Here is a 23099-nt window from a genome sequence, read left to right on the forward strand (position 1 = left end):
TCACCTCACCGGCACAGCGGGCGTGAAGGGCCGGCGCAGCGCGAAAAACGGTTGCCGTGCAGCGCGGTTGAAGCGAAGGTGATCACCATGACGTTCTGAGGAGAGCACCGGATCGACCAAGGCCCCGCGGCGCACACGCCCCCGCCGGGCCGTCCGCCCGCATTCCTCTTCCAGGAGCGAACGTCCTTGTCTGCGCACCCCTCGCGGCCGGCTCCCCTGCCGCACTCCCCCTCCGCCACCGTCACCGTTTTCGCCTCCCCCAGCAGCTGGATCGAGTCCGACGCCGTCGCCCAGTGCCATCAGGTGGCCGCCCTCGACGGCATGATCCACGTCGCCGCCATGCCGGACCTGCACCCCGGCAAAGGCGCTCCCATCGGCGCCGCCATGACCTCCACCGTGCTCTACCCGCACCTGGTCGGCTCCGACATCGGCTGCGGCATCGCGGTCTTCCCGATCCGGCTCAAGCGCGCCGTACCGGAGAAGCTCGCCGCCCGGTTCCCCGACCTGGACCGCGCGCTGCACCCCGAGCAGGACGCCGACGACCCGGCCTGGGCGGCGCTCGCCGGAGAAATCCCCGCCGGCCACCTCGACGGCCTCGGCACGGTTGGCCGCGGCAACCACTTCGTTGAACTCGCCCGGGTCGACACCGTTCTCGCCGCCGAGCACGCCGAACGTCTGGACCTGGCCGCCGGCGACCTCGTCCTGATCGTGCACAGCGGCTCCCGCGGGCTGGGCGAGCGGATCCTGCGCGCGCACACCGACCTGCACGGGGCCGGTCCCGCCCCGGACCCCGCCGGTTACCTGGCGATGCACGACGCCGCCGTACGGTGGGGGTCGCTCAACCGGCGGCTGATGGCCGCCCGGGTCGCCCACGCGCTCGGAGCCGAGCCGGCCGCGTCGATCGTCGACGAGTGCCACAACCTGGTCGAGCTCCGCGACGGCGTCTACCTGCACCGCAAGGGCGCGGCGCCCGGGGACGGCCGCGACGTGCTGATCGCCGGCACCCGGGGCACCCCCTCCTATCTGGTGGCCGCACACGCCGGCCCGGCCGCCAACCATTCCGTCGCGCACGGCGCGGGCCGCAAGATGTCCCGCGCCGACGCGCTGCGCCGCGGCAAGGCCAAGCACACCGTCGAGGAGCTGCGCCGTACGGCACTGGGGTCGCTGGTGATCTGCGGCGAGCGGCAGCTGCTGTTCGAGGAGGCGCCGACGGCCTACAAGCGCATCGAGCAGGTGATCGCCGACCTCGTCGACCACGATCTGGTAACGCCGGTGGTCAGCACGGTCCCGCTGGTCACCTACAAGACCCCCGACGTCGGCACCCGCGGCGACCGGGACCGCCGCGACAAGCGGGGCCGGCGGTGAGCGTGCATCTGCTGCTGTCGGCCGGGCGCGGCCCGCAGGAGTGCGCCTGGGCGCTGTCGCGTCTGCTGCGCCGGCTGGAGGCCGACGCCACCCGGCACCGCCTGACGACCAACCGGGTCGAGACCATGCCGGGTGAGCGGCCCGGCACCTACCGCTCGGCACTGATCCGCATCGCCGGCGCCGGCGCTGGTTCCAGTGCCGGCGTCGAGGAGTTCGCGGCGGCGTGGACGGGCACGCTCTGCTGGCAGGCGCCGAGCCCGTACCGGACCGGCGTCGGACGTAAGAACTGGTACGTCACCGCCCGGCCGTGCCCGGTCGACACCCCCGTCACCACGTTCACCGAGGCCCAGGTCGAGATCGTCGGCTGCCGCACGGGCGGCCCCGGCGGGCAGCACCGCAACAAGGCCAGCACCGCTGTGCGGGCGACCCACCGACCCTCGGGGATCGTCGTGGTGGTTGACACCGAACGCCAGTTCAGCCAGAACCGTCGCCTGGCGCTGGAGTTGATCCGGCAGCGCCTCGACGAGGGCGACCGGGCCACCGCGCTCGCCGCCCGCACCGACCGCTGGCAGATCCACGACGACCTCGTACGCGGCAACCCGACCCGGATCGAACGGCCCTGACCGTCAGAACCCGAGTACGTCGCGTCCTCCGACCACCGGCAGCCGCAGCTCGCTGCGGTGTGGCGCCACCCGCAGTTCGGTGCCGCCCAGCGGCAGCAACGTGTACTCCTGATCGCTTGAGAAGACGACGACGCCGATGCGGTGGCCCGCCGGGAAGACGTAGTCCTTCGGCTCCAGGGTCCACCGGTAGTCGTAGAGCTTGCCCTGTCGGACCGGGGCGGAGCGGGCGTCGCTCGTGCGGTTCTGCGGGTCGGTCCAGCCGCGGGTCACCACCTTCGGTGCGGTGGTGGAACCGGCCGGGCCGTAGTCGACCAGGTATGCGGTGAGGTTCGCGCCCGGCTTGTTCTCGATCGCCATCCGCAGCCGCATCTCGGGCCGCCCGGAGAACCGCACGTCGCCGGTCAGCTCCGGTGACAGGTACGCCAGCCGGTGCGGGTTCGCCGCGTCCGCCCCGGCGACCAGGGCGCTGGGGTGCAGCGTCCGCCCCTCGTCGACGAATGACTGCTCGACCTTGCCCTTGGGCCGCTTGCCGGAGGTGAGCGTGCCCGGCGCGTCGGCGTCGGTGGCGGCCAGCTTCAGTGCGACCTCCCGTGCGCCCGGGTCGGGCCAGTTCGCGTACGTCGTGTACGCCCGGTCCTCGCGCTGCAGCACCGCCGTCGGCTCGTCCATGATGCCGTTGCGCACGTTCCACAGCCAGAAGTCGAACCAGCGGTTCTCGGTCTGCTTGTAGGTCCAGCTGCGGCCGTCGGGCAGCGTCACCGTCGCGTTGTTGCCCGGCCCGCCGTGCCCACCCTGGTGCAGCCAGATCTTGCGCGGCACCCGGTGCTGGGCCAGCTCGTCCCACCAGCCGGCGAAGTGCTCGGTCTTGACGTTCCAGTCGTTGAGGCCGTGCACCACGAAGACGCTCGCCTTGACCTTGCGGGCGTCGAGATGGTCGCGGTCGCCCCAGAACTTCGAGTAGTCGCCGGTGACCCGGTCCTGCTCGGCGGTGATCTCGGCGAGTTCGTCGGCGCAGGCCCCCTCGGCGCGGGCCTGGCCGGCGGTGAACTGCGCCAGGATGTCGGCGTCCTCGCCCTGGTAGCCGCCGGGTGCGACGACGAGCCCGTTGGCGCGGTAGTAGTCGTACCAGCTGCTGATCGCCGCGACCGGCACGATCGTCTTCAGTCCCTCGACCCCGGTGGTGGCGACCTGATTGGGGAGCGTGCCGTTGTAGGAGACACCGGTCATGCCGACCGCGCCGGTGCTCCAGCCGGCGGTGACGGGCGCGCCGTCGGCGTCGTACCCCTTGGCGCGGCCGTTGAGCCAGTCGATGACGGCCTTGGTGCCGAGCGTCTCGGCCTGATCGCCGCTGGTCGGGCAGCCGTCGGAGTCGCCGGTGCCGACGCTCTGGCCGAGCACCACCGCGTAACCGCGCGGCACGTAGTAGTCGTCCAGCGAGCCGGGCAGGTTGGCCTTCGCCGCCGCGCGCTGCGCCGTCATGTCCGCCCCGCGCCGGTCGGCGCGACCCGTCAGGCCGTTCTGCGGCAGGTCGTCGACGAGCACGCTCGGGTACGGCACGTCACCCCAGACGTCCTTGCGGTAGGGGCTGTGTTCGAAGATGACCGGCACCTTGAAGCCCTCGGTGGCGGTCTCCCGCGGCCGGGAGATGTCGATCGCCACCCGGTCGAAGCGCCCGTCGCGGTCGGTGTCCACGGTGGTCTGCACGTACACCCGCTCCTCGATCGCGTCGGCGAGCGAGAAGACCGGCTGGGTCATCCCGTCGACGACCACGATGCCGGGCGGGGCGGCGACAACGGGTTCGGCCGCGGGTGCCGGGGCGGCACTGACGACCAGTGCGCCGGAGATACCTGCGGTGAGCACTGCCAGGAGGGGGCGTCGGCGCACGAGGTGCGTCCCTTCGCTCGGGCGGGGCCGGGACCGGCCAGAGTGGGCCTCGGCGACCCACCCGCCCACATGCTAGGTGTCAGAACGAAATACGTCGATGGAGCGGGTGCCGCTTACCGGGTGGGTGCAGCTGGGTTTAGTTCGCCTCGGCGCGACCGCGGACGGCACTCATGATGGACGCAGCCACCTCGTCAGCTCGGGCATTCCGGTCCTTCCGCGTCGCCAGGGTGGACTTCGCAACGGCCAATGCCAGCAGTGGGCCCGATCTCGTTGTCGTGATGGCCAACCCCCAGAAGCCGGGTTCGACGTTCACGATCTCCGCGAGCGGCACGCGGACCTGACCGCCGGGATTGCGCACGATCAGCTCGTTGTCGGTGAGGATCACCGCTGGGTAAAAGGCGAAGAACGCCGCGAGCGGAGCCGCAAGGAGCATCACGACGCACGCCCCGAGCAGGTCGGCCCAGCGGAGCCAAGAGATCAGGCCTGCCAGCGGCCCGAAGGCGAGCGTCACCATCCGCGCGCGCGTCGAGACCTGCCAGACCTGATGCATGGGCACGGATCGTACAAGGGACAAGGCGGGAGCTGGTCCCGGTGAGGGGCGGCCGTCATGGCCAGGCCCGTCCGGGCGAATCGCCGGACCCGCATGTGCCGCCGCGCCTAGGGTGAAACCCGGTGACCACCGTTGCGGCGAGCTCTGTGAGAAACCCGCCACTGACGGCGGCGCCCATGACTCCCTGCACTAGCCGGAAGGCCTCCGATGTCCGGGATCAATTCGCCTCAACGCGTACGGATGGACGCGGCGGCCCTCGTCCGACCGACAGAGCCGTCGTCGCGCGCTGACGCGTACGGCTCTGAGCACGGACCGGCGCCGGCCGCCTGGTCCGCCACCGGCGTGAGCTGACATGGACTGGGCCGGCTGGGCGGTGTTCGGGCTGGTCGCCACCGTGGCCCTCACCGCTGCGTTGATCACGGCGCAGCTGGCCGGACTCACCCGTCTCGATCTCCCCCTGGTGCTCGGGACCATGGTCACCGAGGATCCCGACCGGGCCCGCGTTGTCGGCTTCTTCATCCACCTCGCCGCCGGTCAGGGCTTCGCCCTCGGGTACGCGACCGTGTTCGCCCTGCTGTACCGCGCCACCTGGTGGATCGGCGGACTGCTCGGCGCGCTCCACGTCGCGATCGCGCTGACAGTGCTCCTCCCCCTGCTGCCGGGTGTCCATCCGCGCATGGCATCACAACGGGCCGGCCCGGCCAGTACGGCCATGCTGGAGCCGCCCGGCCTCTTCGGCCTCAACTACGGGATACAGACTCCGGCGGTCGCCGCTGTCGTCCACATCATCTACGGGGTGGTCCTCGGACTGCTCCTGGCGCCCCGTTGACCCGCGCCGGCCGTGGTGAGCGGCCGCGGCAGGCAAGAAACGGCCGCCGCCGCACCGGGTTCGTCGCCGGGGGCCCTCCATGACGGGCTCCCCCACGGTCCCTCAGCGACCGCCGGTACCGATCGGGGACTACGGGTTGCTCAGCGACACCCGCAGCGCTGCCCTCGTCGCCCCCGACGGCGGCATCGACTGGTTCTGCGTACCCCGCTTCGACGGTGACCCCCTGTTCGGCCGGCTGGTCGGCGGCGCGGCGGCGGGGACGTTCCGCGTCGGTCCTGCCGGCCCCGGCACGGTCGCCGTACGGCGTTACCGGCAGGAGACCGCCACGCTGGAGACGACCTGGGAGGTGGGCGGCGCTCGGCTCACCCTGACCGAAGGCATGGTGGCCGAGCTCGCCGGACGTCTGCTGCCCACCACGTTGCTCGTGCGGCGCCTGTCGGCGGAGGGCGGTCAGGTCGACGCGGTCGTGGAATTCGATCCGCGGCTCGGCGCCCGGCACCGCCGTCCCCGGGTCCAGCAGCGCGGCCGGGATCTGGTCTGCCAATGGGGGTCGCTCGCGGTGTCGCTGGGTGGCGCACCCGGCGGCGCCATCACACCGGCCACGCCCACCACGATCACCGTGGCGCCCGGTGAACCGGTCACCCTCGTGCTCTCCGTGGCCTACCGCGAACCGCTGATCCACGTCGAACCGGCCACGGCCTGGGAACTCCTCGTCGCCGACGAGGAGCGGTGGCGGTCCTGGGCCGCGGAGATCGACACGTCGCTGCCGTTCCGGGAGAGCGTCGTACGCAGTCTGCTGACCCTGCGGCTGCTGACCTACTCCCCCTCGCAGGCGCCGGTGGCCGCGCCGACGACGTCGCTGCCGGAGGATCCCGGCGGGGTGCGCAACTGGGACTACCGCTACGTCTGGCCCCGCGACGCGAGCATCGGTGTCAGCGCCTTCCTCGGGGTGGGCAAACCCGAGGAAGCCAAGGGGTTCCTCGCGTGGCTGCTGCACGCCAGCCGGCTGCAACGACCCCGCCTGCCCGCGCTGCTCACGTTGGACGGCCGGCACGTCCCACGCGAGCGGGAGCTTCCGGGCTGGGCCGGCTATCTCGGCAGCAGGCCGGTGCGGATCGGAAATGCCGCCGCCGGCCAGCACCAACTCGACGGCTACGGCTGGCTGGTCGACGCGGCGTGGGTGGGCGTGCAGGCCGGGCACCGGCTGAATTCGGAGATGTGGCGTGCGGTGCGCGGCTTCGCCGATCTGGTCGCCCGGCGCTGGCCGGAACCCGATGCCGGTATCTGGGAGGAACGCGCACCCGCCCAGCACGTGCACTCCAAGCTGATGGGCTGGCTCGCCCTCGACCGGGCCCTGCGCATCGCCGCCACCCACCGGCTCTCCGATCGGCAACGCCGCCGGTGGCAGGGCGCCCGGGACGCCATCGCCGCGGATCTCCGGGACCGGGCCTTCGACCCGTCCCAGAGCAGCTACGTCCGCAGCTACGGCTCACCGGACCTGGATGCGGCGCTGCTCGTCCTGCCGCTGCTGGGCATGGACGACATCGACTCCCCCCGCGTACGGGGCACCATCGACGCCATCCGCGACCGGCTCTCCGCCGGTGGCCCCTTCCTCTACCGCTACCCGCCGGGACGTGACGGCCTCCCCGGCGCCGAAGGGGCGTTCCTGCCCTGCTCGTTCTGGCTGGTGCAGGCGCTCGCCCGGACCGGACGACGCGCCGAGGCGGTCGAGCTGTTCCGGGACCTGCTCCGACACGGCGGCACGCTCGGCCTCTACGCCGAAGAGATGGATCCCGCGACCGGTGCCTTCCTCGGCAACTACCCGCAGACGCTGACCCACGCCGCACTCATCCAGGCCGCGCTCGCGATCCGGACAGGACCAGCAGCACCCTGGAGCTCCCTGTCGGTCAACTGATGCCGTCATCCTGCACTACGCAGGTGCCCGGCGGGGTTCACCGGCCCGCGCCAGATCCAGCGCAGCGCGTCGGGGAGGAGGACGCCGCCGTGGTTGGGGTGGTGTCCACCGTCCCCGAGGACGAGCCGGAAGTCGTACCCGGCTTCCGCGAGCGCGGCCGCAACCCGGAGGTTTTCGGCGAGCCAGTTCTGCTCGAATTGATTCCAGTTCAGGTCCCGATGCCCGGCCTGCAGGAAGATCCGCAGCGGTTTGCGGGCCTCCCGGGCGATCAACTCCGGGTACGGGTTGCCGCCGGGCATCTGCGCGAAGCTCGACAGGAACCCGATGACCCGCCGGAACCGGTCCGGCCGCAACCATGCGGCGGTGAACGCGCCGTTGCCGCCGCTGCTCCCGCCGCAGATGCCCCACATTTCCGGGTCCTCGGCCACCGCCCAGCGGGACGTCACCTGCGGAATGATCTCGTCGAGGAGGAAGGTCGCATAGCGATCGTCGAACGCGTCGTACTCGATGTTGCGGTTCTTCGGGGTGGCCGCACCCGCGCGGACGCCCGGCTCGACGAAGAGACCGATGGTGGACGGGATGTCGCCGCGGTGCACGAGGTTGTCCAGGACCGTCGCGGCCCGGACCTCACCGTCAGGGTCCAGGTACCACTGCCCGTCCTGGAAGACCATCAGCCCCGCCGGGCGCGCCGGGTCGTAGCCGGCGGGAACGTGCACCCAGAACCTGCGCGACGTGCCGGGATAGATGGCGCTGTCCCGCCACTCGAACTGCACGGTCTTTCCGGCCGCGACCTGAGGCCATTCGATCGAGTCCGGCCCGTGCAGATACCGCACCTCCGCCCGGTCGTCGGGGAGTTCCCGGTACGGCACGTCGATCCTCATGCCCGGCAATCTACGTCCCGCGTTGCACCCACCAGCGGCACACCAGTCGCGGGGCGACGTTGTCCCGGCGGGGCAACAGTCACCTCAGTCACCGGATGATGTTCCACTCCGCGCCGGCGCTGGAGCGGTCACCGCCCCACCAAGCCGTCACCGTCGAGGAGGGTCGCGAGGAGTCGCTCCAGACGACGCGCCCGCGTCGCCTCGGTCGCGGCGGTCATGAGCCGGTGCAGAATCGCGTAGCGGTCCTGACCGTTCAACGCGTCGAACCGCTCCCAGGCCCCCGGCACGGCGGCGAGCGCGGCCGCCAGATCGTCGGGCACCTGGGCAGTCGCCGCTCCCGCGTAGGCACGATCCCAGCGGCCGTCGGCCTGCGCCCGGTCGATCTCGGCCTGGCCCCGCGCTCGCATCCGCCCTTGCGCGATCAGCCGGGCGACGTGCTCCACGTTGCGCTGGGACCACACTGACCGGGATCGGCGCGGCGTGAACCGCTGACGGAATGTCACCTCGTCGTGGGCCTTGCGCTGCCCGTCGATCCAGCCGCTGCAGAGCGCCTCATCGAGGGCTTCGGCGTACGTCAGCGAGGTCGGCGACCGGATGCCTTTCTTTGCCAGCAGCAACCACACCCCGTCGGAGGTGTGCTCGTGCTGGTCGAGCCAGGCCCGCCAGGCGTGGCAGTCCGCGACGACGACGATGTCGGGCGTCTCCTGTGACTTGGCGTTCATGCCCACGATGATCCTCTCCCTGGCGGCCGCCGCCTCCCGGCTCGCGGTGCCGGTGGTGGCGGCGGAGCAGTCGAACGTGCATGCGCGAAACGTCTACGGCGCTAGACCGAGCGCCTCGTTGATGAAGGCGATCTGGTCGACGGCGACCGTCCGCCGGGTCTGCGCATCGGTGTAGAAGGAGAAGTGCGTGCCCGGATACACCTTGAGCTGCCCGTGCGGGGCGCGCTCGGCGAGCTGGCCGCTCAGCTCCTGGGGCGTTTCGGCGTCGTCGGCGGCGAGGCAGACCAGCAGCGGCACGGTCAGCCGGGCGGCCGACTCCGCCGGCCGGTAACGCATCATCTGCAGGGTGGCGCGCGGCGCGACCTGGTTGCGCCACAGCGACTGCTCGCCGGAGAGCGTACGCACGTGGTCCTTGGCCGCGGCCGCGTTGGTGATCGCCACCTGGCCCGGCTCGCCGACCAGCGGAATGTAGTGCGGCGTCAGGCCGGCCTTGCCGCGCAGCGCGTCCCACAGGATCGCCGACATGAGCCGGAGGGTGTGTGCCGTGGAGCGCCCTTCGACGCGGCGCGGGAAACCGTTGAACGGGATCTGCGCCACCACGGCGGCGATGCGCGGATCGTCGGCTGCCACGGTGATCGCATGGGCTCCGCCGAGGGAGTTGCCCCAGAGGACGATGCGGTCGGCGTCGACGGCTTCGTCGGCCCGGGCGCAGGCCACCGCTGCCCGTACGTCGGCGAGTTGGCCGTTGATGTCGACGACCTGGCGCGGGTCGCCGTCGCTGCGCCCGAAGCCGCCGTAGTCGAAGACCAGGGCCGCCAGCCCGGCATCGGCGAAGGTCTGTGCCCAGGCGAAGAGGCGGTCCATGGTGCTGCCGAACCCGGAGCACATCACCACGCACGGCACCGGATGCGCCACGTCCGGCCGGTAGAGGCGACCGGAGCGCGTGCCACCCTCGCCCGGGAACGAGACATCGATCACTGTAGACGCGGTCATGGCGGAAACATAGCAACAGGGTCGGACATGGTGGCGTGGCGGCGGGTGCCGGCGAGCGGGCCGCGGCGAGCACCAGGTTGGCGACGTGAACCCGGGCGGGGCTGCGAGCCCGTGCCGCGAGGTGGCAGGGTCGGCCGGGTGAAACCGAACTCCACCCTCTCCTTCGTGGCGGGGATCCGCCGCTTCGGCCCGTTGCTCGGCGCGGCCGTACTGCTTGCCGCCTGTAGCTCCGCCCCGGTTCCGCCCACGCCGCCGCCGTCGACGCCGTCCACGCCGCCGCCCGCCTCCTGCCCGGATTCGGGGGTCGCGATCACCGGCGGTGACGTCTCCGCTGCGCTGGGCCTGCGGGCTCTCGGCATCTACCTGACCAACTGCGGCACCAGCGACTACGCCGTGCACGGGTATCCGGTGGTCCGGGTGCTGGACGCCGACCGGCGTCCTCTCGACATCGCGGTCAGCAACGGATCAGCCCCGGTCAGTGCGCCGGACAGCTGGGACACCCCACCGGAGCCGATCACGTTGCGACCCGGCGAGAGGGTGATGGCGCGGATCCTCTGGCGCAACACGGTGACGGACGCGACCGTGGTCGCCACCGAAGGCCACTATCTGGAGATCGCCCCGGCTGCGGGAGAACCCGCCCAGATCGTCGAGCCGGACGGCGTGATCGACCTCGGGAACACCGGCCGGCTCGCGGTGAACGCCTGGGCCGCCCGCCCTTGACCCTCGGGGAGTTGAAGCTACTGTGATCATCCTGGCCCAGCGGCTGGTCGCCCAGAGCACCGCCAATACGGGGAGAGCTGCATTCGCGTCACGACTTTGAGCCTGCGGTGGAGAACACCCCCGAGACTATGCAGAGAGATCCATCATGGATCACCGCAGCACACACCGCCCGTCGGGGCATGAGGAACCATCGACATCCAACACACGCGGTGTTGCGTTGCGGTCCTATGGTCGGTGGACCACCGGAGCGTGCCAGTAACAGGCAATATTCTGCCTGTCAGGCTCATCAGGCGAGTAGGACGGGTTGGGATGCGGTGGCCGATAATCGGGAGTCGTGGTGGATCCCGGCGCTCACCGCGGTGACAGTGGTCGCGTCAGCCGGAACGGCGATGGCGACCAACGAGTTCACCGCGCGCGACACGGGCTGGGGATTCGGCCTCGACATCATCCGCCGCAACCCGCTGCGCTGGCTGACAATACTCGTCGCGATCACCATCTTAGCCGGGTTTGGCATCTGGTGGATCCAGCAACGACGTGCTGTCGCCAGGGCGCAAGCCCATCGGTCTGATGCCTTCACCCATGCTCGCGCTATGGCGACCATTGGAGAGCACGCTGTGCCATGGGTACGCCAGTCCTCGCTGAATGTTGTCGTAGACCACCTAACCACCGGCGGCCCAGTGACGCTGATCGTGGGGCTGCCCGGGAGCGGAAAGACACCCCTCCTAGAGCAGTCGGCGCGTTGCCTTCGCGACCGATTCCCGTACGCCCTTGCAGTGACCTTCAATGGACCGGCAGCGATTGAACCCGGATATCTGCTGTCGCGCCTCAACGAGGCGCTCACCTCACTCGATCGGGGAATCGACAACCAACTCCTGCACCGCACCAGCTACGAACGCGCCCTGGGAGAGCTGGCCGGCGCGGCTAGCGACCTACCGCTCCTCGTCCTCCTCGACGGCTTAGAGCAGCTGAGCGACGACTGGCAACAGAGGGTGCTGCACACCCTGGCGGGCCTGAAGCGCGCCCGGGTCCTGGCGACCAGTTGTCGACGCCCACCCATTGGGTCACCGGCGCTGATCGTGAATGTCGAGGCGCTCACACATGGCGAGACAATCGGCCTAGCTTCCGCCGCCGTGCGTGCGCTCGGGCTCACTGTGGAGCTCGAAACATTGCTCGCCAAGATCCGACCGGCGGTGGCGCAACATCCCCAATCGCTGTTGCTGGCTATCGCGCAGGCCGATCGTCTACCTGCCGCGCTCGCGACGCAGCGATCCGCCGACACACCGCCGGTTTCAGTCGCTGTAGAAGACATCATCCGCGCATTGCCGAGAGAGGATCGGAAGCTCCTATCTCGGCTGCTCATCGTAAACGGCATGCCGGCGGAGACTGTGGTCAACCTAGCCGTATTCACCGCCGGGCGCGGGCTGGCCGATGGCGCTGAACTGCTGCGAAGCTCACTGGTTGAGGCGCTCGATCCAGTGCGGATCCCTGCGATTGTGCAGTCGGCCGCACTCGAGGCGATACCAGAGATGGTCGCCATCGCCGCCTCAGGAGTCGTAGGTGAACTACTGACCATGGAGTCCGATATTTTGGCGGTTGATGCACCGGTGATCGCGTACCGTTTGGCAGAATTGCGGCAGTACCGCGAAATCCTGCGAATCTGCCAGCACCCTCAGCTTCTCGATCACCTAAATCGCGTGGGCCAATGGGATGAGTACCTCGCAATCACCCGTCTCGGTGCACGCGCCGCACAAGAATGCGGGGACGATGAAGAAGCCGCAGAGCTTCTCCTGCGCTTAGCGCGAAAGTTACCGCAACGCGGCGATCTCGCCGGAGCAGATGCGGCATTACAGCAGGTGATCGCCGTAGCTGCCGGTCTTCGCGACGCCGGACTTTACGGCCAGATCGACAGCCACCGGGGAATGCTTCTACTTTACCGTGGCGACGTCGCCGGCGCCCGGCTCTCCCTAGAATCTGCGCTAGAGACCGCCTGCGATCCTGCCCTCCGATGCGTGATTAACAAGCAATTGGGCCACGTTTACGAAATGCTCGGCGACTCCGCGTGCGCTCTGGGGCACTATCGGGCGGCCGCAGACGGTCCGCCAGCTGACCGTCACGCCTTCGAGGCACGCCTTAATATTGGCCTATTGCATTTACGTAACGACGGGAGCACACCAGAAGAACCGGGGCGTCTCTTACTCGAACTCGTCAGGGAGGCACAACAGTTCTCGCCGCCCTACCCAACAGGACTGTCTCGTGCGCTACTTGCCTACGCCATTTTCGCCTGGCAGAACGGTTTCCGGAAGCAGGCAATCCAGACAGCACGGGCGGCACTCGCCATAACCGAGACAGACCCAAGGCTTCGCATTAAGGCCGTCGAGCTACTGAGTCGCTGGTCGCCACCCTGGCGCGTACTCTGGATAAGACCTTGGCGCAAACTCATGCTACGGCTTGAACGTGGACGCGCGGCCCGATTAGGCCGGTCTGCGATCGAGAATGTCGATGAGTATAAACAGAGTTTGCATGAGCTCTATAGCTGGTCGGACGGTTCCACCTATCAGCTCGATGATGTGGTGAGCCAAGCCCGGGACTTGCGTGACCATTTGACGAGCGTCGCCCTAGGTACCGGAATGGACCACAAGCAGCTCGAGTCAATTTTCGACAAGATAGACAGCAGGGATGTGACGATGATTGATGGATGAGCTGACCTTTGAGCTCCATAAGGCCCTGGAGTTAAGCCGGCAAACGCCGTTCTACGCCGATCGCATCCCCCACCCAGGGAAGGAGCCCTGGACAGCACTGGCGAGAACCCCGATAACATCGCGTTCGGACGTGCAGAGTTTCCGAGACCGGATGCTCGCCGACGGCAGTCGCACTAGCTGGACGGTCGCGTCCAGTAGCGGCACCACAGGCGAGCCCGTATCCGTGGTCTTCGACGATACTGCCCGAGAGCTTGAAGCACGCATATTGGGAGAGCTTGTCGCTCGCAATGGCGCAAACTGGACCTGGCTCCATCGGGGCCTCATCCATCTCGTCCTACAACCCAATGCTAGGTCCCGGTCCATGCGCGGAGTTTGGTCGCCCAACGCAATTGTGGCGAAGTGGAATCTGATCCGCGCCTGGCAGATGGACGATGATGATTTCGTTGCTGCCCTACAGCCGCTCGACGGCGCCATCGTCACCGGCAGTCCATCGACACTTGAACTCCTCTCAAGTCGGCTACCCGCGGTCGAAACCGCCGACGCGCCACGGCCCGCGCTGGTGGTACTTTCCGGCGAGACCGTTACCCCGGAACTGCGGCGCATCATCGCAAAAAAGCTCGACTGCGGAGTAGTTTCAGTTTATGCCATGGGTGAGGTTGGAATTCTAGGACCTGAATGCCCGGAGGGCGGCTATCACGTGGATAACCGAGTGGCAATCGTGGAGGTGCTCACCGAGAACGGCCATCTTACCCCCAACGGGGAACCAGGCAAGCTCACCGTCACGACCCTCGCAAACCAGGCCATGCCCTTGGTTCGGTACCAACCCGGCGATCGCGTCCGCGCGGTCGGCCCGTGCACTTGCGGGCACTCGGGACAACGGCTAGAGCTCGAGCACGTGCGCGTAGCCCGCTGGCTCATCACCGACACCGGCTCCTTAGTGAATACCGTCAGGTTCGCAAAGCTTTGGCGTTCGATAGGTGTGCAAAGCGCAACCCTCCTGCAGCAAGCAGACGGTGGGGTACAAGTCTTCTACCGTGCCCCACATCCCTTCAACGCGGGGCAGTTCCTTCTGGTGATTGCCGGGGTTAGGGCTGCGGTGGGCATGCGGACGGCCGTAACCCTGACCTGGCTGGCCGAGGATCAACCAGCCCCACCGAGCGATAGTCCACGGCCTGCAACTGAGGCGCTGCCAGAGTCGCGCCGGGAGCTTTCCGCCGGAATCGCCGCGTGGCTGCGGGATCGGATACCACCTGAGGACGCGAAGGCGGTAGTCATCACCGGGAGCTCGGTCAACTCGGCAACTATGACGCGGTTCAGCGATATCGATGTCACCGTGTTCGTTGATGGGGACGCAGCGCGCGTGGCGTGCCTGTGGATCGACCGCATACGTGCTCTGCGTGAAGAGGTACCAGCTTTACGAGTCATCGTCGAAAGCACCCGCGGCTTGGCCAGTAGGTCACCGATGGTGGCAGCCAGACTTCGGTGCGAGCAGCTGCTCGTCGCCGGCGCTCTGCCACCACAGCTCACCCGTTGGCCGCGTCGGTCACGTCTACTGCGGGATGCCAGGACCTGGGCATCTCAGGCGCTACCGGTCGTATGGCATCTACTCACTGCACCCGATGTCGAATCGCGGGACGTGGTAGAGGTCGCGTATTTCGCGCAGAAGCACATAATCAATGCCTGCCGATATGCGCATTTGATCAATGGCGGGCGCGTCACTCAAGCCGACGAAGTCGTAGCCGCACGTCTGCAGGAGATGTTGAGCGCGCGCCACCACGCCAATGCAGTTGAAGCGATCCGGGTCGCGCGGGAGACAGCGCCGGCGCCGCCCTTGGGCGAAGGAGCTGCCACCCGCTACTTGAGTGCGGCCTCAGCGGCGGTGCGCACACTCGTAGGAACCGTCTGAACTCACTCCGGGCTCTTCGCGGTGGCGCTGGTGCGGGTCGGGGCCAGTTTCGGCTGGCGGGCGTCGTGGCGGGATCTGCTGATCGGGCTGCGCCGGCACGCCGATGCCGACGTGCGCGAGGAGGCGTACGCGATCGACATGAGCTGACTGGTGCCCCGGCGGTGCCGGCGCGGCGCAGGCCCGGCCGCGGGAGGGCTCCGGGGTCCGGGCGTTCACGGGTGTTCACCGGGGCGCAGCGCTGTCGTAGGGTGGTGTCGCTTCATCGGGGGTGACCCAATGTGGACGCAATGCTGGACGTGATGGTCGGAGGAACATGCAGGGCGACAGATCCCACCTACGCCTCACGCTCACCAGTCTCGACGTGCTCGGGACCGATGCCGAGCTGCGGGCGCAGGCCGAGCAGGCCCTGCGGGACCGGGATCCTCAGCCGGTGCCCGGTCTGCACGCCGGCCGGGACGCGACCGGTTCGGTGACGGTTTTCCTCGCGGACGACGGCCAGGTGCAGGACGTGACCGTGGCGCGGGACTGGCTGCGGCGGATCGGTCCGGCCGGTGTCGGCGAGGCGCTCTTCGAGGCGTACGCCGCGGCGACCCGCTCCACCATCGAGGCCGCCGTGCTGGTGGAGCTGCAGCAGAGTCCGGCCACCTCCGCTGCGGACCCCGAAGCAGCTGCCGAGGCCGCACGGCCCGCTGAGGGCAGGCGACCGGGGGCGGAGACGGCAGGCTCGGACGAGGCGGCTGATCATCAGTGGCTGCAGCGGGTGTGGCAGACCCTCCACGACATCGACACCGATCTGGAAGACCTGGCCCGGCAGCGGGATGTTGTGCCCGAGCAGACAGTCACCAGCCCGCACGGGAGCCTGACCGCCCGGCACCGCGCCGGCGGCATCGTGTCCATCACCGGCGACCGCGACCTGCTCGCCGACCTGGACGCCGGACAACTGCAGTACGAGGCCCACGCGCTGCTGAGTGCCTGCGCCGAGATCCGATCCCAGAGCCGAGGTGGCCACAATGGATGAGCTGAACGTCATCACCGACGCGCTGCGCGACGAGCGCGTCAAGTGGCTGGGCCTGTCCGACGACATGGCCACCGTCAAGGGCACGGCGCAGCAGCTGCACCTGGACGCCTCCGCGTTCTTTATCGGAGACGCGAACACGGTGATCCACTGGCAGGCGTACCGGAGTTTCCAAGAATTCATGGTCGGCGTCCTGGACGGCGCTGCGGTCGAGTTCGAGCAGATCGGGGAGGCGCTGCGGCGGATCGCCGACGCCTACGACCGCGCTGATGAAGTCATCTCCCTCGACCTCAACTCGATCTACAAAGCCTGACCCGGAGGGTACGAGCGCATGCAGCCAGCAATTCCCGACATCGAGTTCGGCGAGCCGTTCAACAAGGCGTTCGAGCAGATCAACTCCGGCGCCGAGGCGGCGGTGGAGGCGTTCGACGATCTCGTCAATCGAGTGCGCAAGTGGAGCGTGCTACTCGGCATTCCCGTGGTGCTGTACCTGAAGAACAGGCTCGACAGCGCGCGGGACGGTCTGAACGAAGTGCTCGACCGGGTAAAGCACGCCCTGGATCACCAGACCCCCGTCCTGTCGCTGATCAGCACCAGCTTCCAGTGGGTCACCGACGTGAAGACGCCGGTCTCCGGTCTGTCGTTCGCCACGACCGAGCCCTCGAACCAGAACTTCGCCAAGTGGAGCGGCGACGCGGCGAGCGCCCACTCGGCCAAGATGGCCAAGCAGAAGGCCGCCGTCGACGAGACGGTGGTCAAGTCGGAATTCATCAGCCAGTGGCTGTTCAACATCGCCAAGGCCAACGTCGACTACGCCGTCGAACTGGCCAAGATCGTCACCGGGCTGGCCGGCAAATTCACGCAGGCCGCCGTCGAGGCCGGCAGCGTCATCGACATCCCGTGGGCCGTCTCCACCCTCGCCAAGTCCGTCGGCGACCTGGTCACCGCGGGGCTCAACACCCTGCTGAGCATCGGGCAGCGGTTCGTCGACGCGCTGGGCAACGTCCGCGACATCGCCACCCAGGTCGGGGATCACTCGAAGCTGCCGGGCGGCGCGTGGCCGCACGCCGTACGGGGATAGTCAGTCCGTCGGGACGGCGGCCTGGGTCGCTCTGAGGATGGCCAGGGACTTCTCGGCCAGGGTCGCCGTCGGGGTGAACGAGTCGCCGCCGACGGCGAGCCACACCTTGACCACCAGGTTGCCGGTCCGGGCGTGGACCAGGTATTCGGCGTAGTCGAAGCCGGGCGTCGACTGCTTGGTGAAGGCCTCGGCCTCCTCCCCCACGCCCGGCACCGGCCCCGCCGCCGTCATGGCCGTCACCTGACCGGTGGCCTGGAACAGCCGGCCCGCTTCCTCGACGGTCGCGGGTGTGGAGGCCTCGACCCGCAGGTTCGCCTGCTGCCCGCCCCGGGTGCGCATCTCGAACAGGCACGCCGCGCCGGGCCGGCCGACCGGCGGTGCCGGGTCGGTCCGGGTCACCGTCAGCTCCAGCTCCGCCAGCGGCGCCAGGTCCACCCGGGCGCAGAGGTCCAGTCCCGCGGCCGTGTAGGACGATCCCGTCGGTGAGGGGGCCGCGGGGGCACTTGCCGACGGTCCGGCCGTAGGGGCGGTGACCGTGGGGTTCTCGGCCGCCCCACCGCAGCCGGTCAGCGCGGCCACGGACGCGGCGACGAAGGCGGCAGCGGCAGCGAATCGGCGTGGTGAGGCAGTCACGCCCATGACCGTACCCGCCGACGCGAAACGGCGGCTGTCCGTGCGCGGGCCGGCGGCTCTCGCGCGGGGTGGCGGCCTTTCGTGGGCGGGACGGCGGCCTTTCGGGCGCGGGGCGGTTAAGGTGCGGAGCATGGCTCCCGCAGAGACGCCTGAGCAGATCATGCACACCCGCACGGTGACCGCCGATACGGTCCTGAGCAACCGGGTCGACCTGCGCGGCTACCCGTACCGGCTGCTGACGGTGGTGGCGAACCGGGGCATCGGCGCCCATCAGATGACGCAGGCCGTCGCGGCGGCCGAGGTGCTCGAGGCGCTGGGCTGGGAACTGGTGACGATCTCCGAGATCGGCAACAGCCAGCTCCTGTACGCGGTCATGCGTCGCCGCTGACCGGATCCGGGCCGATCGGGCTTGCCGATCATCGGCTACGGCCGGCCGTCGAGGAACATCCGCAGCCGCGTTGCCGTTCGCTGACGCCCGCCGGGGCGAAGGGAACCTGTCGTTAAATCTTGCGGCCGGGAATCTTCTACCTGGACCGACACACCACTATATTACGAAGATCATGGATGTCTTACCGGTGAGAGGTGCACATGTTCGGTAACTCCGCGATGCGGCGGCGCGCTCTGCTGGCGGGAGTCGTCGGCGCGGCGGTCGCCCCTGTTCTCGGCGGCCGCGCACAGGCGGCGGCACCCAAGGTCTACATCGACCCGGGCCACGGCGGCAGTGACTCCGGGGCGATCGGCAACGGGCTTCAGGAGAAGAACCTGACCCTCGCCATCTCGCTGCAGCTGCGTGACATCCTCAAAGCCAACTGGAACGTTGACGTCCGGATGTCCCGGACGACCGACATCACCCGCAGCCTGACCTGGCGTACGGACGACGCCAACGCCTGGGGCGCGAACATCTTCGTCAGCGTGCACATCAACTCGGGAGGCGGCACCGGCTTCGAGAGTTACCGGTACCCGACGGCGAGCGCCGCCGCCGTCAACCTGCACAAGGCGCTGCACCCGAGGATCCTCACCGGGATGCGGTCCGTCGGCACGGTCACCGACCGGGGCCTGAAGACCGCCAACTTCCACGTGCTGCGCGAGACGCGCATGCCCGCCGTGCTCACCGAGAACCTCTTCATCGACACCCTGGCCGATGCGAACCTGCTCAAGCGGGCCGCTTTCATCACCGCCACCGCCCGGGGGCACGCTCAGGGCATCGCCGCGCATCTGGGGCTGACCGGCGTCGCGCCGCCCGCCTACAGCGTGATCGTGGACAACTCGACCGCGGGACGCTTCACCGCCGGCGGCAACTGGGGCATCTCTGCGTACTCCAGTCAGCGCTACGGCGCCGATTACCACTTCGCCAGCCCCACCCCCGCCAGTGACGCCGCCTGGTTCAAGGTCGACATTCCGGCCGCCGGCAACTACCGCATCGAGGTACGGCACCCCGCCGACCCGGGCTACAACAGCACCACACCGCACGTGATCGTCACCAGCGCGGGCACCCGGACCGTGAACGTCGACCAGCGCGTGAACGGCGGCGTCTGGCGGTCGCTCGGCACCTTCGGTCTCGCCGCCGGGGACCGGGACCTGATCGCGGTGAGCCGCTGGAGCAGCAGCTCCGGCTACGTGGTGGCCGACGCCGTCCGGGTCACCCGGGTGTAGGCGACCCGGGCCCGTCGCAGGCCCACGGCGACCGGCCCAGGTCGCCGGAGAGGTCGACCGGGCCGCACGAGCCGGGGTACGCACAATCTGGCGTACCCCGGCTCGTCGGCGCCGCTAGGAGATCAGGTCGCGCATCTTGTTGGCGATCAGCGGGATCGCCCGGGCCGGCATGAGACGCGAGAGGCGGTCGAGCATCCGCGCGTCCTTGCCGATCGTGACGCGCGGCTTGCCCGTGACGACCGCGTCGATGATCTGACGCGCCGCCTCCGGCGCCGGGGTGAGCTTGGCTGCGGCGGCCGCCTTGTCGGTGCCGCTGTGCCGCATTTCGATCCCGGAGTTGCCGAGGATGTTGGTGGCGATGCCGCCCGGGAAGACGATGGTCACCTTCAGCGGGCCGTCCTGGTGCTCGGCGATGAGTCCTTCGGTGAAGAGCTTCACCGCCGCCTTGCTCGCACCGTAGGCGCCCTGTCCCGGGAACGGCACCAGCGAACCCATCGATCCGACGTTGACCAGCGACGACGCCGGCCGGGCCTCGAGCAGCGGCAGGAACACCTTGGTGGTGTTGACCGTCCCCCAGAAGTTGACCGCCATCACCCGCTCGATGTCGTCAAAGCTCAGCGCGCCGATCGGCGTGAAGGCGTGGATGATGCCGGCGACGTTGATCAAACCGTCGACCTGCCCGTGGGCGTCGGTGACCGCCGCGGGCAGGGCCGCAACGGCCGTACGGTCGGTGATGTCGAGCGGGTGGATGGTCAGCCGGTCGCCGGCTCCGGCCAGTTCGGCGGTCTCGTCGAGGCCGGTCTTGCTGAGGTCCACCGCCGCGACGCGGGCACCGCGAGCGAGCAGGCCCAGGGTCACCTCCCGGCCAATGCCGTTTCCGGCTCCGGTGACGACGAAAACCTTCTCCCTGATCTCCATGGTGCCCTCCTCAGTTGTCGCGGGCCATGTGCCGGGCGGCGCGGAGTCCGAACACGACGGCCGGGCCGATGGTCGAGCCGGGACCCGGGTAGGTCCGGCCCATCACCGAGGCCGAGTTGTTGCCGGCCGAGTAGAGGCCTTCGAGCACCGTCCCGTCCTCGCGCAGCGCCCGGGCTTCGGCGTCGGTGAGCACACCGCCCTTGGTGCCGAGGTCGCCGATGACGACCTTGACCGCGGTGAACGGTCCCCGCTCCAGCGGACCCAGGTTCGGGTTCGGGTGGACCGTCGGGTCGCTGTAGTAGCGGTCGTACGCAGAGTTGCCGCGACCGAAGTCGGCGTCGACGCCCGCACGGGCGAAGCCGTTGAAGCGCTCCACCGTCGTGGTCAGGCGGGCCGGGTCGACATCGATCTTCCTTGCCAGCTCCTCCAGCGTGTCGGCCTTGAAGTAGACGCCTTCGCGCTGCATCGCCTTCTTGGCCCGCGGGTCGAGCAGGTAGTTGCGCAGGTAGCGGCGGGCGTGCCGGCGGTCGGCGATCATCCAGTACGGCCCGGCCTTGTCGTGTTCGAGCATGTGGTGGCCGAGGTCGACGTAGGACTCGGACTCGTTGGCGAACCGGTCGCCCTGGGCGTCAACCATCATCGAGTACGGGAACGAGCGCTCGCCGACGATGAACGACGGCTCGGAGGCGCTCGTCGGCGCGACGGACGCGCCCCACCAGGCGTCGTCGAGCAGCTCGGCGGTGGCACCGTGGGACATCGCGATGTCGATCGGCTTGCCGAGGTTGCCCGGAGCGCCGGACGGCGAGCCGTTGATGCCGTGGAACTTACGGCGCCATTCACGGTTGTGGTCGAATCCGCCGGCCGCGAGCATCACACCGCGGCGCGCGCCGATCGTGACCTGCCGGCCTTCGCGGGTGACGCGGACACCGACGACCCGGCCGTCCTCGACGACAAGGTCCTCCAGCGGTGACTCCAGCCAGAGCTCGGCCTTGTTCTTGATCACCACGGCTTCCAGGAACGAGGAGGTGAGACCGGCCCCGATGCCCGCGAGCTTCGCGCCCCGGACCAGGCCACCGGCGGCCCGGAAGACGAGTTGGGCGCCACGGCGGAAACCACTCGGCGTCGACCAGGCCCGGCCCAGCAGCCACACGTCGTCGGTGAGGACCGGCAGCGCGGCGGGCGCCTGCGTCGACTTCCACCAGTCGCCGATCCTGCGTACGTCGAAGGGCTTGTGCTCCAGGGCACGGCCGATCTTGCCGCCGGGGCGTTCCGGGTAGTAGTCGGCGTACTCGCCGGCGCGGACGAACTCCATGCCGTACTTCTGGGCGGTTTCGACGAAGTCGGCGACCCCGTCGACGAAGGCTTCCTTGCGCTCCCGGCTGGTCGCGCGGCCCTCGTCGCCGACGGTGGCGTCGAGGTAGGTGAGGGCTTCGGCGCGGGAGTCGCTGACGCCGTCGCGTGCCATGAGCGGGTTGGCGGGAAGCCACATGCCGCCGCCGGACATCGCGGTGTTGCCACCCCACTTCGCCGTGCTCTCCAGCAGCAGCACCGACATGCCTTCGTCGATGGCGCCCAGGGCGGTGGCGAAGCCGGCAGCACCGGTGCCGACCACCACCACGTCGTAGCTCTTGTCGAAGGTCATCGTCGGTCCCTTCCTCGAACCGGACAACCTTGTCCGGTTACAGTTCCAGTGTGACTGCTGACGTACGAAGGGGCAACCGGGGCCCGGCCGCCTCGGCCGGCAACCGGCTCGCTATCCTGGCTGCGGCACGTGTGGTCTTCGCCACCCGCGGCTACCACGCCCCCCTGTCGGCGGTGGCGAAGGAGGCCGGCGTCAGCCAGGGGGTCCTCTACCGGCACTTCCCGACCCGGCTCGCACTCGCCCTGGCGGTTTTCGACGAGCACTGGACCGAGTACGAGCGGCTCGCCGCCGACCCGGACCCCGGGGCGTTCGTCCGGCTCTGGTCCCTGGTCATCGAGCGGACGATCAACGAGGCGGCGTTCGTGGAGATGGTCGTCGACGCCCGCCGCCAGGCCGCCGACTACGACGGCGCCGAACGGATGCGGGGGCTGCTCGGCCCGTCGCTGGCCCGGGCCCAGGCAGCGGGACTGGCGGATCCCGCGCTCACCGTCGACGACGTGATGCTCGCCCAGCGCATGGTCTACGGCATCGTCGTCACCGCCGTCGACACCACCGCCCTGCGCGACCACGTACGGCGCGCGCTCGCCACCGCAAGGCTCCTACCTCCCGCCTGAACCGACGGTTGCCGCCGCAGTCGATAGGCGTCGATTTTTCACGGCGATCGCGTACCCGTAGGCGTTTCCGCAGCCTTCATCGCCGCTACCGGTGGTCGTACACGGTTACGGCGATGTCCCGTGCGCAGAGGGTTCGCAGGATGATCGGCTCCATCCGCGTCCAGGTCCCCCCGGCCAGCCCGCAGCCGATGCGGGGCATGTGCACGGAGGCACCCAGCGTGAGCGCGTGCTCGGCAAGCGAATCGAGGCACCGTTCGACAGCCTCATAGCGGATCGGCACACCGGCGCTGCCGGTCTTGATGCCGCGCTGCCCGACCATGTTCGCCACCCACAGGTCCGGAGCAACCTGCACCAACCGGGTGGCACCGAGTGCGAAGTCTGAGGTTCCCCCGGTAGCTCGGAGGCTTTCGATCATGCTCTGATGGAGCTGAAGGGAGTCATTCGTGGCAGCACCGA

General features: G+C 69.2%; 22 protein-coding genes. 13 read left to right on the forward strand and 9 right to left on the reverse strand.

Annotated elements, in window-relative coordinates:
• Window positions 1-186: 186 nt before the first annotated feature.
• Both ACK8GG_RS14835 and prfH read left to right on the forward strand, forming a co-directional pair.
• Window positions 187-1365 (forward strand): RNA ligase RtcB family protein, encoded by a 1179-nt coding sequence (locus tag ACK8GG_RS14835; RefSeq protein ID WP_440356574.1) that lies wholly within the window; start codon window positions 187-189, stop codon window positions 1363-1365.
• Complete coding sequence (prfH, locus tag ACK8GG_RS14840) at window positions 1362-1988, forward strand: peptide chain release factor H (protein ID WP_440356575.1); 627 nt, start codon at window positions 1362-1364, stop codon at window positions 1986-1988. Before ACK8GG_RS14835 ends, prfH begins: the two co-directional genes overlap by 4 nt.
• 3 nt (window positions 1989-1991) lie before the next feature.
• On the opposite strand, the gene ACK8GG_RS14845 is transcribed toward prfH, so the two are convergent.
• Both ACK8GG_RS14845 and ACK8GG_RS14850 read right to left on the reverse strand, forming a co-directional pair.
• Window positions 1992-3872: a Xaa-Pro dipeptidyl-peptidase gene (locus tag ACK8GG_RS14845; RefSeq protein WP_440356576.1), complete on the reverse strand. Its 1881-nt coding sequence runs from the start codon at window positions 3870-3872 to the stop codon at window positions 1992-1994.
• A 136-nt stretch (window positions 3873-4008) separates the two neighbouring features.
• A complete protein-coding gene (locus ACK8GG_RS14850; protein WP_440356577.1) occupies window positions 4009-4422 on the reverse strand; it encodes a hypothetical protein in 414 nt (137 codons plus the stop codon).
• A 352-nt stretch (window positions 4423-4774) separates the two neighbouring features.
• Between ACK8GG_RS14850 and ACK8GG_RS14855 the strand changes: the two genes are divergently transcribed.
• On the forward strand, window positions 4775-5251 hold the full coding sequence (locus tag ACK8GG_RS14855; protein ID WP_440350268.1) for a hypothetical protein: 477 nt from the start codon (window positions 4775-4777) through the stop codon (window positions 5249-5251).
• 79 nt (window positions 5252-5330) lie between these two features.
• Window positions 5331-7166 carry a glycoside hydrolase family 15 protein gene (locus tag ACK8GG_RS14860; protein ID WP_440356578.1) on the forward strand — a complete coding sequence of 612 codons (1836 nt, stop codon included), beginning with the start codon at window positions 5331-5333 and terminating at the stop codon, window positions 7164-7166.
• A gap of 5 nt (window positions 7167-7171) precedes the next feature.
• Here ACK8GG_RS14860 and ACK8GG_RS14865 read toward each other — a convergent pair whose 3' ends face one another.
• The 3 genes from ACK8GG_RS14865 to ACK8GG_RS14875 all read right to left on the reverse strand — a co-directional run bounded on the left by ACK8GG_RS14865 (window position 7172) and on the right by ACK8GG_RS14875 (window position 9762).
• Window positions 7172-8047, reverse strand: a complete 876-nt coding sequence (locus tag ACK8GG_RS14865) for an alpha/beta hydrolase (RefSeq protein ID WP_440356579.1) — start codon at window positions 8045-8047, stop codon at window positions 7172-7174.
• Window positions 8048-8175: 128 nt separating this feature from the next.
• Window positions 8176-8769 (reverse strand): YdeI/OmpD-associated family protein, encoded by a 594-nt coding sequence (locus ACK8GG_RS14870; protein WP_440356580.1) that lies wholly within the window; start codon window positions 8767-8769, stop codon window positions 8176-8178.
• Between the two features lie 93 nt (window positions 8770-8862).
• Entirely contained in the window at window positions 8863-9762 is a 900-nt protein-coding gene (locus ACK8GG_RS14875) for an alpha/beta hydrolase (RefSeq protein ID WP_440356581.1), read from the reverse strand.
• Between the two features lie 138 nt (window positions 9763-9900).
• Between ACK8GG_RS14875 and ACK8GG_RS14880 the strand changes: the two genes are divergently transcribed.
• The 6 genes from ACK8GG_RS14880 (at window position 9901) to ACK8GG_RS14905 (ending at window position 17183) form a co-directional block, all read left to right on the forward strand.
• Complete coding sequence (locus ACK8GG_RS14880; RefSeq protein WP_440356582.1) at window positions 9901-10482, forward strand: DUF4232 domain-containing protein; 582 nt, start codon at window positions 9901-9903, stop codon at window positions 10480-10482.
• Between the two features lie 389 nt (window positions 10483-10871).
• Window positions 10872-13181, forward strand: coding sequence for a tetratricopeptide repeat protein (locus tag ACK8GG_RS14885; protein WP_440356583.1), 2310 nt, complete (start codon window positions 10872-10874; stop codon window positions 13179-13181).
• Window positions 13174-15087, forward strand: a complete 1914-nt coding sequence (locus ACK8GG_RS14890) for a phenylacetate--CoA ligase family protein (RefSeq protein WP_440356584.1) — start codon at window positions 13174-13176, stop codon at window positions 15085-15087. Before ACK8GG_RS14885 ends, ACK8GG_RS14890 begins: the two co-directional genes overlap by 8 nt.
• Before the next feature lie 313 nt (window positions 15088-15400).
• Window positions 15401-16105 carry a hypothetical protein gene (locus ACK8GG_RS14895; protein WP_440356585.1) on the forward strand — a complete coding sequence of 235 codons (705 nt, stop codon included), beginning with the start codon at window positions 15401-15403 and terminating at the stop codon, window positions 16103-16105.
• On the forward strand, window positions 16098-16415 hold the full coding sequence (locus ACK8GG_RS14900; protein ID WP_440350260.1) for a hypothetical protein: 318 nt from the start codon (window positions 16098-16100) through the stop codon (window positions 16413-16415). The genes ACK8GG_RS14895 and ACK8GG_RS14900 overlap by 8 nt, the downstream gene beginning before the upstream one ends.
• Window positions 16416-16433: 18 nt before the next feature.
• On the forward strand, window positions 16434-17183 hold the full coding sequence (locus ACK8GG_RS14905; RefSeq protein ID WP_440356586.1) for a hypothetical protein: 750 nt from the start codon (window positions 16434-16436) through the stop codon (window positions 17181-17183).
• Here ACK8GG_RS14905 and ACK8GG_RS14910 read toward each other — a convergent pair whose 3' ends face one another.
• A complete protein-coding gene (locus ACK8GG_RS14910; protein ID WP_440356587.1) occupies window positions 17184-17816 on the reverse strand; it encodes a hypothetical protein in 633 nt (210 codons plus the stop codon). It lies immediately after the preceding gene.
• Window positions 17817-17946: 130 nt separating this feature from the next.
• Here ACK8GG_RS14910 and ACK8GG_RS14915 point away from each other — a divergent pair, with 130 nt between their 5' ends.
• The gene (locus ACK8GG_RS14915; protein WP_440350257.1) at window positions 17947-18204 is read left to right on the forward strand and encodes a transcriptional regulator; all 258 of its coding nucleotides are present in this window, start codon (window positions 17947-17949) and stop codon (window positions 18202-18204) included.
• A gap of 200 nt (window positions 18205-18404) precedes the next feature.
• The gene (locus ACK8GG_RS14920) at window positions 18405-19469 is read left to right on the forward strand and encodes an N-acetylmuramoyl-L-alanine amidase (RefSeq protein WP_440356588.1); all 1065 of its coding nucleotides are present in this window, start codon (window positions 18405-18407) and stop codon (window positions 19467-19469) included.
• Between the two features lie 114 nt (window positions 19470-19583).
• Here the strand turns inward: ACK8GG_RS14920 and ACK8GG_RS14925 are convergent, their stop codons facing one another.
• Complete coding sequence (locus ACK8GG_RS14925) at window positions 19584-20387, reverse strand: SDR family NAD(P)-dependent oxidoreductase (RefSeq protein ID WP_440356589.1); 804 nt, start codon at window positions 20385-20387, stop codon at window positions 19584-19586.
• Window positions 20388-20397: 10 nt separating this feature from the next.
• Window positions 20398-22029 (reverse strand): FAD-binding protein, encoded by a 1632-nt coding sequence (locus tag ACK8GG_RS14930; protein ID WP_440356590.1) that lies wholly within the window; start codon window positions 22027-22029, stop codon window positions 20398-20400.
• Between the two features lie 50 nt (window positions 22030-22079).
• Here ACK8GG_RS14930 and ACK8GG_RS14935 point away from each other — a divergent pair, with 50 nt between their 5' ends.
• Window positions 22080-22643, forward strand: a complete 564-nt coding sequence (locus tag ACK8GG_RS14935; protein WP_440353648.1) for a TetR/AcrR family transcriptional regulator — start codon at window positions 22080-22082, stop codon at window positions 22641-22643.
• A gap of 85 nt (window positions 22644-22728) precedes the next feature.
• Here ACK8GG_RS14935 and ACK8GG_RS14940 read toward each other — a convergent pair.
• A partial coding sequence (locus tag ACK8GG_RS14940; protein ID WP_440356591.1) for a macro domain-containing protein occupies window positions 22729-23099 on the reverse strand: 371 nt, incomplete at its 5' end.

Origin of the sequence: Melissospora conviva, assembly GCF_049523535.1 — a bacterium.
In the GTDB taxonomy this organism is placed as follows: Bacteria; Actinomycetota; Actinomycetes; order Mycobacteriales; family Micromonosporaceae; genus Melissospora; species Melissospora conviva.